Origin of the sequence: Methanosphaerula palustris E1-9c (genome assembly GCF_000021965.1) — an archaeon.
GTDB lineage: Archaea > Halobacteriota > Methanomicrobia > Methanomicrobiales > Methanospirillaceae > Methanosphaerula > Methanosphaerula palustris.
In genome coordinates, this window is sequence record NC_011832.1 from 1,377,931 (window position 1) to 1,393,961 (window position 16,031).

Sequence of the window (16,031 nt, forward strand, 5' to 3'; positions counted from 1 at the left end):
AGGATTGCCTAGCACATACGCAATGCAGTATGGGGTGATTCCTGGAGCGAATCGAATATGAAAAAGCATCTCTTAATACTCACCCTGATTACCGCAATCCTGCTGATTGGATTGGTCGGATCAGTCAGTGCTGCAAGAACGCCCGTTGCTCAATTCACGGCCAGTTCTATCATCGGGACAGCCCCATTGACAGTTCATTTCACTGACCTGTCAACCGGAAATCCAACTGCATATGCCTGGAAGTTCGGCGATGGAACCACATCGAGTACAAAAAACCCAACGCATGTCTACAAGACCGCAGGTAAGTACACCGTCACTGAGACTGTCCAGAATCGTGCTGGGTCAACCACCATCGTAAAGACTGGATATATCACCGTTGTAACACCCAAAACAACAGTTGTTCCAACCACGGTAGCTACACCCGTTCCAACTGCAATCCCAACCACGGTCGCCACACCCGTTCCAACTGCAATCCCAACCACGGTAGCTACACCCGTTCCAACTGCAATCCCAACCACGGTAGCCACGATTGGCCCTGTCACCAGTGCCATTGAGGCATCAGCATATGCGAATGCCGCCTACACTCAGGGGAATGCCCGCCTTGCGCAGATGCAGCAGGCCTATCAGGCATGGGTTGTTCCCTCTCGACCGGACCTCGTTAAGATTGCCACGAATGCCAGAACATCAGGGCTGAAAGGCGATGGTGTCACCGATGATACTGCTGCCCTCCAGTCGCTCCTCACCAACCTCCCATCCGGGTCGACGATCTACTTCCCTCCCGGTCATTACCGGATCGATGGACCCATCAGCATCAACAAGCCCTTCACCCTGTTCGGTGAATCGGGAACCGTGTTCGACTGTGAAAAAGCGACACAGTATGTCTTCACCCTGAATGCCAAAGGCACGTCCGCTTCGCCGATGACGGGCATGACCATCACCGGAATCGTCTTTGAAGGTCCCGGGATTGAAACCAACCCGGCGATGATTGATGCATATTATCTCCAGAACTTCCATGTATCCTATGTAAAGTTCCATAATATCGGGTATGCAGCAATCCGAGTGAACACCTGCACCGATGTCACGATTGAAAAGTCAATCTTCGATAATGTGTTCCAGACCGGACTGGGATATGGGGTCAGCATCACCGACCACAGCGATCTGATCTCTATTCACGACAACTTCTTTGTCACCAAGGGAAGGCACAGTGTCACAACCGGAACCAGTCAAACCGACCTGCCGGTGGCATCTTATGTTCAGAGAGTCACTGTCGAGAACAATTATTTCGAGAACACAACAGAGGGGGCAATCGATGCCCATAAACCGACCACTGGACCCTATGTCATAAGGGGTAATGTCATGAACAACTGTGTCAAGGGGGTAGAACTCGGCAGTGGTACGGCACAGATCAGCGACAATGTGATCGTAAACTGCAAAGGTGGCGTTGTATTAACGAACGCATACGCCGACCCAAATAATCTGCCAGCCAAAGTTGATCAGATTGTTGACAATACCATGATCAATATCCTCTATGAAGCCATAGATGTCGACCGGACCAATGTCCTCATTCAGGGGAATGTTGCGAAAGGCACGGGTAACGGCGGGACTGGGATCTACCTCGAACCCTATGTCCCGAACGTCTGCAATATCGACGGGAATGTAATTGATAGTTACGCTCGCGGATTCCAGGCAAGTACGCCCAGCTCAACAATTTCACTGGTGAACAACTTCCTCAAGAGCAGTGGAAGTTATATTAATTTCTAATTTTTTTTTTGTTCTCCGAACTCTGTTGAGATCAGAGACTCTGATTCATATCTCCTCCTTTTCGTTATCACCTCTGGATGCACCTGTATCTATTTTTGAAGGATTTTCCGGAACTGTGCCCCGGAATCGTCACTCCCCCGAATGGGGAAGGTTCACCTCACCTGAGCGATCGGGGATGGGGTGGCATATGGTTTCGCCCAGAATCTGCCTGCAGGCGGTTCTCCACCCGGTGATACGGGCGAACCTGTCAATGGCATCGTTCTCATTCGAGTTCGAACGGTACATTCGAATGCTATATATGTCTCTCTCGCCCACGTCCATCCTATGCAGATCGAACGTATCGCTTTCACCGACGACGATGAAGTCTCTCTCTTCTGGTACGAACCGACCGATGTCTTCCCCACCACCCACGTCTTCGGCCGGTGGGAGGATGGTATCGCGTGCGGACCGTGCGCTGGGATCTCCCTGATCTACCTCATCAACTCGGTCGACGACTTCACGACGGCCTTCTCCTCACTCCGGCATGGTGCAAACGATCTCCCGACAGGGGCGAACGAGGGCCTGTATGTCAACCGGCACGTCGACGCGTTCAATGCTGGGCTCTGGGCTCTTGCGGCATCGAACGGCGGGTCGCTGGCTGGGATATCGGGTGACGAGGTCAAAGGTCTGCTTGGGGAGCTGAGCAAACATGTCTTCCTGGCGACCCCCGGGATGGAGATCACCGGTGCCAGCCTCGAGGGGCACGGTACCATGGTCGACTATCTGGCCGACGAAGAGAACCAGAAACTTTTGCTGGCCATGCTCGGGCGGTATTGCGACGAACCGGACTGGCAGAACACTCCCGGGCCGGATGCAGACGTGGTCGGGCCCCGGCTGAAGGGGAAGACGGCGCTGGTACTCCCGGGGGACGAGGACCTGGTGGCCCTCGCCATCAACCTCTACAACAACGGTGCCTACGAAGAGGTCTCGGTGTAGAGCAGGATAGCCCTTAATTTGTGTGCAGGGACAGCATCGCTCGCCCGTTCCTTTCCAGTAAATAGATTCCCCAATTAAAGGATCCTGGTGATGGCAAATACGATGACGAACAGTCCCCAGGCGAGATAGAGCCGGCGGATCTGTTCCCGGCCCTCTTCTTCTGTCCGGGATCTCATAAGGCTCCAAAGACAGGAGATCGTCCAGAGGTCCATGACCGCTCCGAGGAAGAGGTAGTCAATCCCAAGCCAGCCCATCAGGAAGGGGAGCAGGGTCAACAGACAAAAAACGGCAAACATCACCCCGGTGATCCTGATCGCCGTGGTCCTTCCCCATCTCTTTGCGAGACTCTTCGAGGATCGGAGCTGGTCCCCTTCGACATCCATGGCATCCGATGCGATCTCCTCCCCGAGATCGAAGAGGAATGCCAGAGCTGCGAAGGTAAGGACGACCCCGTTGATCGTTCCTACCGCAATCCCCCCGAGCGTCACGGTCATCGCAACACAGACGGCCACGACCAGGTTGCCGGCAAATCCAAAGTTCTTGAGTCTGATATTGTAGAGGAGTGCGATCCCCCAGAAGACCGATACCAGGGCCAGCACCAGCGGACCGAGAAACGCCGCGGTTGTCAACCCGGCCGCAGTGAAGAGGAGGAAGAGGAGCCACAGTTCGGGAATGGAGATCCGACCTGAGGGGAGGGGGCGTGTGGGCAGATTGACGCTGTCGACATCCCGGTCAAAGTAATCATTGGAGATGTTCGCAGAACCGGAGATGAAGAAGAGCGTCAGGAATCCGAGCAGCACCTGGTTCACCGGGGGCAACCCTCCGATGGCGAGAATCTCTCCGGCGACAAAAAAGATCCCGGCCCCCAGTGCAAGATCCATCCGGATGAGATCGCCAGATGCACGAATCTTCGTACTGATGCTCAACCGCATGATCCTGAATTGATGGTCCTCCTATTTGGACTGGTACCATTCCAGCTCTTTTGAAGCCTTTCAAGATACACAAACCCGCTGTCCATAATGATGATGAGGTGGGTGTGGTGTGAATGAAGTTTTACAGAGCCAGAGTGGGGTACATTTCGCCCTCCTGGGAGAAAGCAACAAAGAGGGATCGTGATGTATGAAATCCTGATAAAAAAGAAACGGACCGGTTCTGGCCAATCCATCCCAAAAAGGTGTCGAATAGGATGAAATCTCTAATGATTACTCGATTCAGATGCTAGATTCTGGTGTGGTTCTGTGTGGCACTTGGTTCTCCAGTAACTCTACAAGCAGTCCTGGCTGCAGTGTCCGCTCTAAAAACACTGCAGTTGGGATCTGGTGGTACTATCTATCTGCCCGATCGGTCAGCAGGCATGCTCTTCGTGAGTGCGATCCTGCCGACCTGACTGGAGATGGTTGTGATAAGAACCTGTCGGAGGGAGTTGGTGGTTCTGTTCCTCGATGGGAAACCTCCGATGCAGGTTACCACACCAACCTGTTGCCGGCGGTGCCATATATAATTCAAAGATACTGGTGGACCTATTCTTCTGATCTACGGTCCATTTTCAGGACCAGTTAGTCAAGGAGACGGATCGACAGGAGATCCCCTGTTAGAGAGCCGGCTGACCTGGTGGGGTTATCCACGAAGCATAAGTGATCTCAGCGTTGTGGCCGCCATCGCCTCTTGTTCTGTCGGGAGGAACCCGGCTGCGCTGGGATTCCATAATTCCCGTCCCGAATGAACGGAATCTCACTTCCCTTCTTCCTCGTCCTCAACAGTGACCATCTCGTACGCACCCCTATTGAAGAGGTTGATGGCGAGGGCCACCAGGTCCTCGTCCCCGGGGATCACCAGCGCTGTCTTCCCTTCGATCCGGGACCTGACCTCTGCCGGCTCAGGTCCGAGGGTCTCCTGCCAGCCCGGTTCATCGCAGTATAACCCGAGCATGGCCAGCATGAGCTTCCAATAATGGTCGTCGGCCAGGTAGTCCAGAATGCTCCCCTGCACGTCAAACCCTGCGTCGGCAGTTCCACGTGATTCCTGGAAGGCATGGTCGTTCAGTTCAGTCCAGAGCGCACCGACCTCGTCGGTCGACGCCGCAACCAGAGGTCCACCGTTCCGTATCATCAGATCGAAGTCGTCGAACGACGTGCAGAGAAAGAGGAGCGGGACTTCGATGGGACCGGCGCTTGCCAGCTGGCTGTAGAATACCCGTGTTGTGGAGCAGAGATCTGTAGGTTCATACCAGAAGAGAGAATAGCCATCGTCAAATATCTGTTCCATCTGCATGATTGACGCGTAAGCATAAAGATCTTAAATAGAATTCGAAAGGTGCCGTTCAGGTCCGGGCCGGGTACCGGGGGTCGAACGTTTCGCCGCATCGATCATGTTCTGGTATGGGGAGGTGACGGGGCCGGCAGAGTCCTGGCGAAGTTCACGACAGTCCGCCCATTACGAGGAGAGCCAGCCATATGCTCACTGATCCCCGGGATTCATGGCGAGTACGAAGCATGCCGGGCGGCCCTTACCTCCCTTTCGAACCGCTCCGCTCCTGCCGATGAATGTAGAGGTATCACGATGATCCCGGCTTGATGTGTATCGGTGGTGCTCCTGAGACGCACCACTCGGGTGATCCCGTCACGCCCTTCCTGAATGGTAATGCAGACAGGATCCCGTATCTCACCGGTGTAAGATGGGGGCGTACGATTTCATGAACATTCGGATAAGAGCAAGCAGAACCGGTGTCTGCACAGATCTTTTCTCTTAAAGACCAGTACAGACGGTTCAGCTCTATCTCTTATTTGGCCCGCCTCTATTAATAATTTATTTTTTTGTCGCGGTATTTTTCGTGAACCTTCACCGGCACCGCTGATCAGGGGTATCCCATGACCGGGAGGTCCGGATGAATGTCCTGGAAATCAGAACGCGGTCTATCGGTTGAATCCGGCTGGTTCAGATCGTTCGGAACCATTATATTCTGAAATGGCCATGATCGCTTATGGAACGATCAACGCTTCTCAAGATCTTCGGTTTTCTGGTCGTTCTCGTCATCGCCATCACGGTGATATCATATCTGGGGCTCGATGGCGGGCTCGTGCGGGAGAACCTGCAGGGTGTGTTAGGATCCTTCAGCCGACCACCCCCGTAACCGTGAGCCGGCAGGGTTCCTGGTCCCTGCATGGTTGTTCATCGCCTCTTCGATGCCGACCGTCACGGCATCGGCGTCGGCATGACGAACGGAACGAGTTCGATCCAGTCGAGGTCCTGGCCGTCGTCAAGGAAGGTCAGTGTCAGGGGAGGCGACCCCTGCGCCACCGTTGTCATGGTCCTCGGCCTCACCGATGGTCGGCCGGGGGGTAATGGGGTTCGTGCGAGGTTGCATTCAGGGGGGTGCCGGCCCCGTAGTCCCGGCGGATCAGGCTCGCGATTCACTTTCCCACTCGAGCGAGGTCACAACGTTTATCACCTCAGACAGAGATCTCTCGATCGCCCCAGCTGGAGAGACAGATCATCTGTCGTGCTTCCCACGCGAGGTGCCATGCCATTCCTTCTTTCGGGCACCAGTTCAACAACCGCCGCTTCAGAGCGGAGCGGCCAGGAGGACATGATGGACCAGATCTCATCCACACGGAGGCGCCCCTGCGCCCTGGCACCGGCGGTCATACTGCTGCTGGTGCTCTGCCTGCTCGCCGGAGGTGCACAGGCCGCGACCGATCCCATGGACACGGCCGCGAACGCGACGATCGAGCCGACGCCGGTTCAGGTGCCGGCTGCAAAAGTTCTCGCTCCCTACTCGGGCATCCACACCGTCCCGGGTCAGGTTCAGGCCGAGGACTACGATCTCGGCGGCGAGGGGATCGCCTACCACGACACCACCCCCGGCAATGAAGGGGGAGTCTACCGGCAGGACGATGTCGACATCGAGACCGCCGGCGGGATCACCGATATCGGCTGGATCCGTTCCGGCGAATGGCTCGCCTACACCGTGAACACGACCACGCCACAGACCGTCGTCCTCCGGCTCTCGGCCGCGAACCCGGACGCGACCATAAAGCGGGTCACCATCTCGACGAATGGCACGACCGCCGGGACGATCGATCTCCGGCCGACCGGGTCCTTCAACACCTTCCTCATCCACGACTCGACACCCTTTTCGCTCCCCGCGGGAGCGACCACGGTCAGGCTCTTGTTCGACGGTATCGCACGGGTCAACCTCGATTACCTCGACTTCGAGCTGCCGGCGACGCAGGAACCGACACCCGTCCCGACACCGACGCCGGAACTCCTCATCTCCACACCCGGCCTCCACACTCTCGGCGGTGACCTCTCGGCCGACGGGATCGGGGTCCTGATCACGAGTTCGGACGTCATCCTCGACGGCATGGGCCACAGTATCGTGGGAACCAGCGCGAATGGCTCGATCGGCGTCTACGCCACCAGCCTCGCCACCCCGACGTCGTCCGGCCCCATCACGAACGTCACCGTCCGGAACCTTTCCGTCCGCCACTGGGACGAGGGGATCCAGGTCGGCGAAGCATCGGAGACCGTGGTCGAGGAGGTCGTCGCCGAGCAGAACCGCATCGGGCTCAGTTATGGCCCCCAGGGGGGGATCACTCATGACCACGTCGTCCGCAACTCCGTCCTTCGGGAGAACACCAATCTCGGGCTTGACCTCTCCTACCCGGCCGGGGGCTTCGCGGTCGAACGGTGCTCGATTACTGGAAACAGCGTGGGTATAAACGCCGATATGGTCAGGTCGAGCGAGCGCACCACAAACCACCTTGCCGACTGCGACGTCTCGGAGAACGCCGGCGACGGCCTCACCAGCAAGGACGGCTCCTTCGTGGTCGTCCAGAACTGCACCTTCCGTGCCAACGGCGGCAACGGCCTGGAGTTCGAGCACGGCGGTGCCGAGATCGTCGGCAATCACATCGAAGAGAACGCCGGCGACGGCGTGCATGCGTCCGATCGCGGCGGGTCAAATATCCATGGCAACTGGATCACTGGCAACGGCCGGGGGATCGTCGTCGGCGGCGACTGGGGGTCCCGCGTCCGGAACAACTATCTGAACAACACTAACAACGGCTTTTTCGGGGCAGTCGAGGCCGGGATGATGAACTACGAGAAGACAGGTGGCGCGAACATCGTCGGCGGCCCGTACCTGGGCGGCAACTTCTGGGCCAGCCCGAACGGCACCGGTTTCTCGGAGACCCACCCGGACGCTGACCACGACGGCATCTGCGACGTCCCCTACGTCGTCAATGCGGAGGATGGCGTCACCGACTTCCTGCCGCTCGCACCGTCGCCCGGCACGCCGGTGATCGCTCCGGCCCCGTACACGCAGCACCTGGTCCCCGGCAGGATCGAGGCCGAGGACTACGACCTCGGCGGGGAGGAGATCGCCTACCACGATACCACGCCCGGCAACACCGGTGGGGCATACCGCCAGGACGACGTCGACATCGAGACCACCGGCGGGATCACCTATGTTGGCGGAATCCAGGACGGCGAGTGGCTCATCTACACGCTGAACGTCCCAGAGGGCGGGGCCTACCTTATGACCGCCCGTGTCGCGACCCCGAACGAAGGATTGATGGCGAGGATCTCGGTCAACTCGGAGACGATGTTCGCTCTCATCAGATTCCCGGAGACCGGGTCGTTTACGACCTACACGACGGTGGAGGCAAAGTACATTTACCTGCCGGCCGGGAATACCACCGTACGGCTGACCTTCCAGGGCGACGGTCTGAACCTCGACTGGATCGCGTTCTCACCGCAGGATATCGTCACGCCAACACCGAAACCGCTCGTCGCTGTCCCCGGCGGCGCCGGCACCCCCTCTGATACGAACGCCGACGGGAAATATGATGATGTGAACGGCGACGGGAGATCTGACTTCAATGACGTGGTCCTCTTCTTCAACCAGATGGACTGGATCGCTGAGAATGAGCCGGTCGCCGGATTCGACTTCAGCGGGAACGGACAGATCGATTTCAATGACGTGGTATGGCTCTTCAACAACTTCGACGCCCCGCCGGTCAGAACCTATAATGTCACGGCCGTTGCGATCGGCCCAGGCACGATCACGCCCTCAGGGAGGATCTCGGTTCCGGAGGGTGAGAACGTCACCTTCATTATGACGCACGAAAACGCCATGCCGACGCCGTACAGCACCCAGAGCGGCTATGGTAGCGGTAATCTCGTGCTCGTGGACCCAGCCATGACACCGACGCCGTTTCCAGAGCCGGAGCCAGGGGCCCCATGGGTACCCAATCCGAGTACCTTCACGCCATCGTACACCCTGTATGACGTCCGGTCTGACCATACCGTCTACAGTAGTTTCTACTATGTGATGATCGTCGCCTGACCATCCTCTCAGAATCCATATGGTAACTCGGACTGATCGAATTCGCGGGCGTGGTCTGGCTCTTCAACCAGTTCTGAGCGGCATGGATCCCCCTTTTTTTCATATACCCTTTTCAGCGGTGGAGAAACGATCCCGGTGATTGTACCGGCCTGATTCCGGAAAATTGGTTCTTCGATCCTGTCATGAATCTGGACGTTGTCCGGCAGAAATACCCAGGATATCTGTTTCTGGTATTTCCTAATCTTATCGCTCGAGCCGAGACGCTCGTCTGTCTTGCCGGTGACGTCGGGCCCATTCCCGGGTATCGAGGTGCATTCATCCGGGCAGGCGACCATCGTGCAGAGAGGATCTGCGAACCCGGCGGGTTCGGCTCGCGATTCACCCTCCTGTTCCCACTCAAGCGAGGTCACAAGTTTTATCAGATCGGGCAGAGATCTCTCGGTGCCCCAGCTGGAGAGACAGACCTTCTTTCGTGCTTCGCAAGCCAGGTGTCATGCCAATCCTCCTTCCCGGGCAGTTATAATTGTCGCTTCGAAGGAAGCGGCCAGGAGGATATGATGTACCGCATCTCATCCGCACTGAGGCGCCTCGGCGCCCTGGCGCCGGCGGTGGCACTGCCGCTGCTGCTGGTGCTCTGCCTGCTCGCCGGAGGCGCACAGGCCCTGACCGATCCTGTGGACACGGCCGCGCTCGCAAACGCAAACGCAAGCGCTCCCTACCCGGGCATTCATCCCGTGCCGGGGCTGGTCCAGGCCAGAGATTACGACCTCGGCGGCGAGGGCGTGGCCTACCACGACACCGAGCCCGCGAACCTCGGCGGGGCGTACAGGCCGGCCGAAGGTGTCGACATCGAGACGGCCGGCCTGTTCACGGATGTCGGCTGGATCCGTGACGGGGAATGGCTCGACTACACGGTGAACGTGACCGAACCGCAGAATTTCGTCGTCTGGTTCCGGGCCGCGAACCCGGACACGATCATGAAAAGGGTCGCCATCTCGGTTGACGGTGTTCCTGCCGGGACGGTCGATCTTCGACCGACCGGGTCGTTCGACAATTATGCAGACAGCAATTCGACCCAAATCTCCCTCTCCGCAGGGGAGACCACGGTCCGGCTCTCGTTCGACGGAGTCTCACGGGTCAACCTGTTGGAACTCGACTTCCAGCTGGCGAATCCGCCAGTGTCGACCCCTGTCCCGACGCCGACGCCGGAACTCCTCGTCTCGACGCCCGGCCTCCACACCCTTGACCACGACCTCTCGGCCGACCATATCGGCGTCATGATCACGAGTTCGGATGTCGTCCTCGACGGCATGGGCCACAGCATCACCGGGACCGACGCGAACGACTCGATCGGCGTGTTCGCCACCAGCCTCGCCACCCCGACGTCGTCCGGCACCATCACAAACGTCACCATCCGGAACCTCACCGTCCGCCACTGGAAGGAAGGGATCCATGTCGGTATGGTGTCGGACTCCGTGGTCGAGAACGTTGTCGCCGAGCAGAATCGCATCGGGCTCAGCATCAGCCCTAACGGCGTCACCACCGGGAGCAGCATACGCAACTCCGTCTTCCGGGAGAACACCGGCAGCGGGCTCGACCTCACCTACCCGGCTGGGGGGATCGCGGTCGATCGGTGCTCGATCACCGGGAACGGCGTGGGAATCAGCGCCTTTATGGTCCCGTCGAGCCACCTCGCTGACTGTGACATCTCTGATAATGTCGGCGACGGCCTCAGCAGTTCCACCGGCTCTTTCGCGGTCGTCCGGAACTGCACCGTCCGCGCCAACGGCGGCAACGGCCTGGAGTTCGAGCACGGCGGTGCCGAGATCGTCGGCAATCACATCGAAGAGAACGCCGGCGACGGCGTGCATGCATCCGATCGCGGCGGATCCGACATCCATGGCAACTGGATCACCGGCAACGGCAGGGGGGTCGACGTCGGCGGCGACTGGCCGAGCCACGTCCGGAACAACTACCTGAACAACACCGTCAACGGCTACTTCGGGGCGGTCGAGGTCGGGATGATGAACTACGAGAAGACGGGTGGTGCGAACATCGTCGGCGGCCCGTACCTCGGCGGCAACTTCTGGGCCAGCCCGAACGGCACCGGCTTCTCGGAGACCCACCCGGACGCGGACCGCGACGGCATCTGCGACGTCTCCTACGTCGTCAATGCGGAGGATGGCGTCACCGACTTCCTGCCGCTTGCTCAGTCGCCCGGCACGCCGGTGATCGCTCCGGCCCCGTACACGCAGCACCTGGTCCCCGGTAAGATCGAGGCCGAGGACTACGATCTCGGCGGGGAGGAGATCGCCTACCACGATACCACGCCCGGCAACACCGGTGGGGCATACCGCCAGGACGACGTCGACATCGAGACCACCGGCGGGATCACCGACGTCGGCTGGATCCGCGACGGCGAGTACCTCATCTACACGCTGAATGTCACCAAGGAGGGGTTTTACCAGATGAACGCCCGGGTTGCGAGTCCGAACGACGGCAGGTCGGCGATGATCTCGGTCAATTCGCAGCCGATGTACAGCCTTGACCTCCCGAACACCGGATCGTATGGGACGTACACGACGGCAACCTTCGACGATGTTTACCTGCCGGCCGGGAACACCACCGTACGGCTGACCTTCCACGGCGATGGCGAGAACCTCGACTGGATCGCGTTCGCGCCGCAGCCGCAGACTCGCGAACCGTTCCGGATCCCCGGCACGATCCAGGCCGAGGACTACGAACCCGGCGGGTACGTCGACACCACGCCGGGCAACCAGGGCGGGGCATACCGCACTGACGACGTCGACATCGAGACCGCGAACGGTGTCACGGACGTCGGCTGGATCCGCACCGGCGAGTACCTGACCTACGAGGTATTTGTCGCGGAGGACGGGACCTACGAGATGTCCGTCCGCGTCGCGAGCCCGAACAGCGGTCGGTCGATCGTGCTGTCGGATCCCGAGACGCTCGCGACGGTTGCGGTCCCGAACACCGGGTCCTTCGACACCTACAGGACGGTCTCGGTCCCCGTCACTCTGACGTCCGGGTACCACCTCCTGAAATTCACCTTCTCCGGCGACGGTCAGAACCTCGACTGGATCGCGTTCGCACCGGCCGGCGTTACGACGCCCACACCGACGCCGGGACCGTCGGGCGAGGCCTCGTTCGTCGCGGTGCCGGCGACGGCTCCGCACGGCAGCGCGGTGAAGTTCACCGTGACCCCGGCGACCGGCAAGAGCATCAGCTCGGCCCTGTGGTCGTTCGACGCCCCGGCCCATCTGAACACCTGGAACTCGGGGGCCGTCAACCCGACGTTCTTCTACCCGGCCGCCGGCACCTTCTCGCCGCTGGTGAAGATCACCTACACGGACGGCTCAAGCGAGACCGTTGAGCGGACCGGCTCCATTCAGGCCACCTGAACCCCCTCCTTCCTTTTTTCCCCATGCCAGAGGTCGAGGAATGGAGCGACAGGCATGAAGACCCCTGCCCAAAAGGTTCCATCGGGAGGTTATGATGACCGTGCACTCCACAGCGCCGGTTCTGCTTCTGCCGCTATCAGTCTCGCCGCTGTCGACCAGGTTCTGTTGAAGGGAGGTGGCCGGTGGCTGCACCGTCGTCCTGTCGCGAGGAATGAGGACCGGTGGCGGTCCTTTTCGTCTTCAGGATTACATTTCATCGACCTGGTCACCGCCCCCCCAAAGAATCAACATCCTGGATTCCAGATGAGGGGTCCCCATCGATCCCTACTGTTCGTTGAAGAGCATGACGATATCATTGAAATCGATTTGGCCGTTCCTGTTGAAGTCGAAGGCACTGATCGGTTCGTTCTCGGCGATCCAGTCCATCTGGTTGAAGAAGAGGACCACGTCATTGAAGTCTGCGATCCCGTCGCCATTGATGTCCTCATAGAGTCCGTCATGGTTGAGGTCCAGGGGAGTGTTTCCGGATGGGGGTACCGGCGTGATGACCAGGGCAAACTTCTGGATCCGGTTGTTCCCCGAGTCAGCGACGTAGACGTTTCCTGCGCTGTCCACCGCGACACCAGATGGCCGGTTGAACTGCCCATCCCCTGACCCCAGACTGCCCCATTCCGTGATGAACGTGCCATTCGGCGTGAACTTCTGGACCCGGGATTGAATCAACTCGGGAGGACCACAGGTGTACAAAATCTGGAAGCAGGTCACATAAACGTTTCCCGCGCTGTCCACTGCGACACCACATGGCCGGTTGAACTGCCCGTTCCCCGTGCTAAAACTGTCCCATTTTGTGATGAATCCGCCAGTCGAATTGAACTTCTGGATTCGGGGGTTATCTGAGTCGACCACGTAGACATTCCCTGCGTTGTCCACTGTGATGTCATTGGGATAGAAGAACTGCTCGTCCCCCGTGCCGAAACTGCCCCATTGCGTGACGAATGTGCCGTTTTGATCGAACTTCTGGACCTGGCATTTATTCGCATCGGTGACGTAGATATTGCCGGCACTGTCCACTGCGATACCAGATGGCTTGTTGAATTGCCCGTCTCCTGAACCATAACTGCCCCATTTCATGAGGAATCCGCCAGTCGAATTGAACTTCTGGATTCGGCAGTTCCATATTTCGACCACGTAGACATTGTCGGCGCTATCCACCGCGATACCAGTTGGCCCGTTGAACTGTCCGTCTCCTGAGCCTTCACTGCCCCATTTTGTGATGAATCCGCCGGTTGCATTGAACTTCTGGATCCGGCAGTTTCCTGATTCAGCCACGTAGACGTTGCCGGTGCTGTCCACTGCGACATCAGATAATCCGCTGAACTGCCCGTCAAACGAGCCAAGAGCGCTCCCCCATTTTGTGATGAATCCGCCGGTTGCATTGAACTTCTGGATCCGATCGTTCAAGGTGTCGACCACGTAGACGTTATTGGCACTGTCCGCCGTGATCCCCTCTGGAGACCAGAACTGCCCGTCCCCATGGCCAAAACTGCCCCCTGTGGTGATGAATCCACCGGACGAATTGAATTTCTGAATTCGATCGTTCCCCGTGTCGACCACGTAGACGTTATTGACGCTGTCCACTGCGACACCTGTTGGACTCTTGAACTGCCCGTCTCCTGTGCCTTCACTGCCCCATTTTGTGATGAATCCACCGGTTGCATTGAACTTCTGGATCCGGTGGTTATACGAGTCGACTACGTAGACGCTTCCTGTGTTGTCCACCGCGACACCAGATGGCCAGTGGACCTGCCCGTCTCCTGAGCCTTCACTGCCCCATTTCATGAGGAATCCCCCGGACGAATTGAACTTCTGGATCCGGTTGTTCTGCTTGTCGGTCACGTAGACATTGCCAGCACTATCCAGCGCGACACCAGATGGCTGGTTGAACTGCCCGTCTCCCGAACCAATACTGCCCCATTTCATGAGGAATCCCCCGGACGAATTGAACTTCTGGATCCGGTTGTTATCCCTGTCGGCGATATAGACGTTGCCGTTGTTGTCCACTGCAACACCTTCAGGATTATTGAATTGTCCGTCTCCCGGGCCAGAACCGCCCCATTGTGTGGTGAATCCGCCGGTTGCATTGAATTTCTGGATCCGGAAGTTATTCGTATCGACAACGTATATGTTTCCGTCGCTGTCCACTGCGACTCCAGATGGCTGGTTGAACTGCCCGTCTCCTGAACCAGAACTGCCCCATTGTGTGGTGTACACATACCCCCCTTCGGCCCAGACGACCTGGACGCTGCAACACAGGAGTAGAATACAGAATATATACAAAAAATACGAAGATCTCATTTGGAACCACCACAGTCACTATTCCTGAATGGTCTGGTCTGACGATAAACCTTGTTCTTTAATTTTTCCTCCCGTCGCTCTGCAATGGTCTCAATGGTTGCCAGTACGAAAAAGCCCGGGGACCTTTCCACCGGGAAGAAGGGCGTCCGGAGATCCACGAATCGCCGGTACCGGCCAATCACCTCCACCCGAAGAACTCCCCTATTCCCTGGCGGTGAAGGCCGGGGTGATGACACGGCACCGGTCTCATGGTAAACCACGGGATCGTGTGATCTGGTGGAACCGTTCAACGGCGACAAAGACGGTTGCCATGATCGCTGAGGGAGGCTATCTCCAGTGGGGTGAGGATGGATTCCCAGTCCCGCTCACTTCCCACGACAGCCGGCCCATTCATTGCGAGGTCGAGCGGGATGATGGTTCGGGAACCGACAGCAGAGGGGTCGGCATCGATGAGCAGGGTCCTGCCGATCGGGGATATCTGACCTGCACGATCATCACGATGGAGGCTAATAACCTCGTTACGCCAACCCACTACCGTATGCCGGCGATCCCCGGCCATATCCCCCTGAAGCGATGGTCGCCTACCGGGTCTTGACCCACGTGGACAGTCCGGTCCAGCCCGTCGAGGGGCTCGGCCGGCCGGCTCTTGTGACGTCGGCACCGGCAGGGACGCTTCAGATTTCACGTTTCGAGATTTTCCGATCAGTACTGACGAAGACCTGACACCTGAAAATCCCGGGTTTTCTCAGATCCTGATTCATTCATCAGGGGAAGCGGAGGTGAGAAGAATACTGGGACGATCATATTCTTGATGATGAACGTACAGAGGGAACCTCTCACCTATCGAACGGGAGGTACAGGAATTTTCGTCCGAAAAAGTATTCACCCTTACATTGCTTACCATTCGATCATGTCAGCAGTCAAGCGGATACCTGTCACCGAAGCGGTATGGAAGGGACTTGCGGAGATGCGATCGGCAGGCCAGACCTATACCGATCTTCTAGCAGAGATGATCGATGACCGGAAGCATCGCCGGCTGGAGGAGGATGTCAGGAAGTGGAGCGGTCGGAAGAAAGATGGTTACGTTTCACTTTCGGAGATTGAGGATTGACGTTTGATCTTATCATCTGGCGTGAATTGTCTGATGAGATCAATCGTCTGTCTGAGAA

Annotated in this window: 11 protein-coding genes; 7 read left to right on the forward strand and 4 right to left on the reverse strand. The window is 58.1% G+C overall.

Going from position 1 to position 16,031, the window contains the following annotated elements; all coding sequences use genetic code 11:
* Positions 1–57: 57 nt before the first annotated feature.
* Both MPAL_RS06720 and MPAL_RS06725 read left to right on the forward strand, forming a co-directional pair.
* Entirely contained in the window at positions 58–1,761 is a 1,704-nt protein-coding gene (locus tag MPAL_RS06720; protein ID WP_012617988.1) for a glycosyl hydrolase family 28-related protein, read from the forward strand.
* Positions 1,762–2,085: 324 nt separating this feature from the next.
* Positions 2,086–2,736: a hypothetical protein gene (locus tag MPAL_RS06725; RefSeq protein WP_012617989.1), complete on the forward strand. Its 651-nt coding sequence runs from the start codon at positions 2,086–2,088 to the stop codon at positions 2,734–2,736.
* 74 nt (positions 2,737–2,810) lie between these two features.
* Here MPAL_RS06725 and MPAL_RS06730 read toward each other — a convergent pair whose 3' ends face one another.
* Together MPAL_RS06730 and MPAL_RS06735 are read right to left on the reverse strand one after the other, a co-directional pair.
* A complete protein-coding gene (locus tag MPAL_RS06730; RefSeq protein ID WP_012617990.1) occupies positions 2,811–3,668 on the reverse strand; it encodes a UbiA family prenyltransferase in 858 nt (285 codons plus the stop codon).
* Between the two features lie 799 nt (positions 3,669–4,467).
* A complete protein-coding gene (locus MPAL_RS06735) occupies positions 4,468–5,001 on the reverse strand; it encodes a hypothetical protein (RefSeq protein ID WP_148208166.1) in 534 nt (177 codons plus the stop codon).
* A gap of 715 nt (positions 5,002–5,716) precedes the next feature.
* Between MPAL_RS06735 and MPAL_RS16455 the strand changes: the two genes are divergently transcribed.
* From MPAL_RS16455 to MPAL_RS14410, 3 genes are all read left to right on the forward strand, one after another.
* Positions 5,717–5,866, forward strand: a complete 150-nt coding sequence (locus MPAL_RS16455; RefSeq protein ID WP_012617992.1) for a hypothetical protein — start codon at positions 5,717–5,719, stop codon at positions 5,864–5,866.
* 459 nt (positions 5,867–6,325) lie between these two features.
* Positions 6,326–9,085, forward strand: coding sequence for a carbohydrate-binding protein (locus MPAL_RS06740; RefSeq protein ID WP_012617994.1), 2,760 nt, complete (start codon positions 6,326–6,328; stop codon positions 9,083–9,085).
* Positions 9,086–9,267: 182 nt separating this feature from the next.
* Positions 9,268–12,507 carry a carbohydrate-binding protein gene (locus MPAL_RS14410; protein ID WP_158303641.1) on the forward strand — a complete coding sequence of 1,080 codons (3,240 nt, stop codon included), beginning with the start codon at positions 9,268–9,270 and terminating at the stop codon, positions 12,505–12,507.
* 89 nt (positions 12,508–12,596) lie between these two features.
* Here MPAL_RS14410 and MPAL_RS16240 read toward each other — a convergent pair whose 3' ends face one another.
* The gene (locus tag MPAL_RS16240; RefSeq protein ID WP_158303642.1) at positions 12,597–12,764 is read right to left on the reverse strand and encodes a hypothetical protein; all 168 of its coding nucleotides are present in this window, start codon (positions 12,762–12,764) and stop codon (positions 12,597–12,599) included.
* A 67-nt stretch (positions 12,765–12,831) separates the two neighbouring features.
* The gene (locus MPAL_RS14415) at positions 12,832–14,862 is read right to left on the reverse strand and encodes a 6-bladed beta-propeller (RefSeq protein WP_012617997.1); all 2,031 of its coding nucleotides are present in this window, start codon (positions 14,860–14,862) and stop codon (positions 12,832–12,834) included.
* Positions 14,863–14,959: 97 nt separating this feature from the next.
* On the opposite strand from MPAL_RS14415, the gene MPAL_RS06760 reads away from it, so the two are divergent.
* On the forward strand, positions 14,960–15,457 hold the full coding sequence (locus MPAL_RS06760; protein ID WP_148208167.1) for an SOS response-associated peptidase: 498 nt from the start codon (positions 14,960–14,962) through the stop codon (positions 15,455–15,457).
* 315 nt (positions 15,458–15,772) lie between these two features.
* A complete protein-coding gene (locus tag MPAL_RS06765) occupies positions 15,773–15,973 on the forward strand; it encodes a hypothetical protein (protein ID WP_012618000.1) in 201 nt (66 codons plus the stop codon).
* The last annotated feature ends 58 nt before the right edge of the window (positions 15,974–16,031 follow it).

Bases quoted from the DNA above. Each gene is read 5' to 3' on its own strand.
- MPAL_RS06720 (WP_012617988.1), top strand. From the start codon at position 58: ATGAAAAAGCATCTCTTAATACTCACCCTGATTACCGCAATCCTGCTG.
- MPAL_RS06725 (WP_012617989.1), top strand. From the start codon at position 2,086: ATGCAGATCGAACGTATCGCTTTCACCGACGACGATGAAGTCTCTCTC.
- MPAL_RS06730 (WP_012617990.1), bottom strand. From the start codon at position 3,668: ATGCGGTTGAGCATCAGTACGAAGATTCGTGCATCTGGCGATCTCATC.
- MPAL_RS06735 (WP_148208166.1), bottom strand. From the start codon at position 5,001: ATGGAACAGATATTTGACGATGGCTATTCTCTCTTCTGGTATGAACCT.
- MPAL_RS16455 (WP_012617992.1), top strand. From the start codon at position 5,717: ATGGAACGATCAACGCTTCTCAAGATCTTCGGTTTTCTGGTCGTTCTC.
- MPAL_RS06740 (WP_012617994.1), top strand. From the start codon at position 6,326: ATGGACCAGATCTCATCCACACGGAGGCGCCCCTGCGCCCTGGCACCG.
- MPAL_RS14410 (WP_158303641.1), top strand. From the start codon at position 9,268: ATGAATCTGGACGTTGTCCGGCAGAAATACCCAGGATATCTGTTTCTG.
- MPAL_RS16240 (WP_158303642.1), bottom strand. From the start codon at position 12,764: ATGAAATGTAATCCTGAAGACGAAAAGGACCGCCACCGGTCCTCATTC.
- MPAL_RS14415 (WP_012617997.1), bottom strand. From the start codon at position 14,862: ATGAGATCTTCGTATTTTTTGTATATATTCTGTATTCTACTCCTGTGT.
- MPAL_RS06765 (WP_012618000.1), top strand. From the start codon at position 15,773: ATGTCAGCAGTCAAGCGGATACCTGTCACCGAAGCGGTATGGAAGGGA.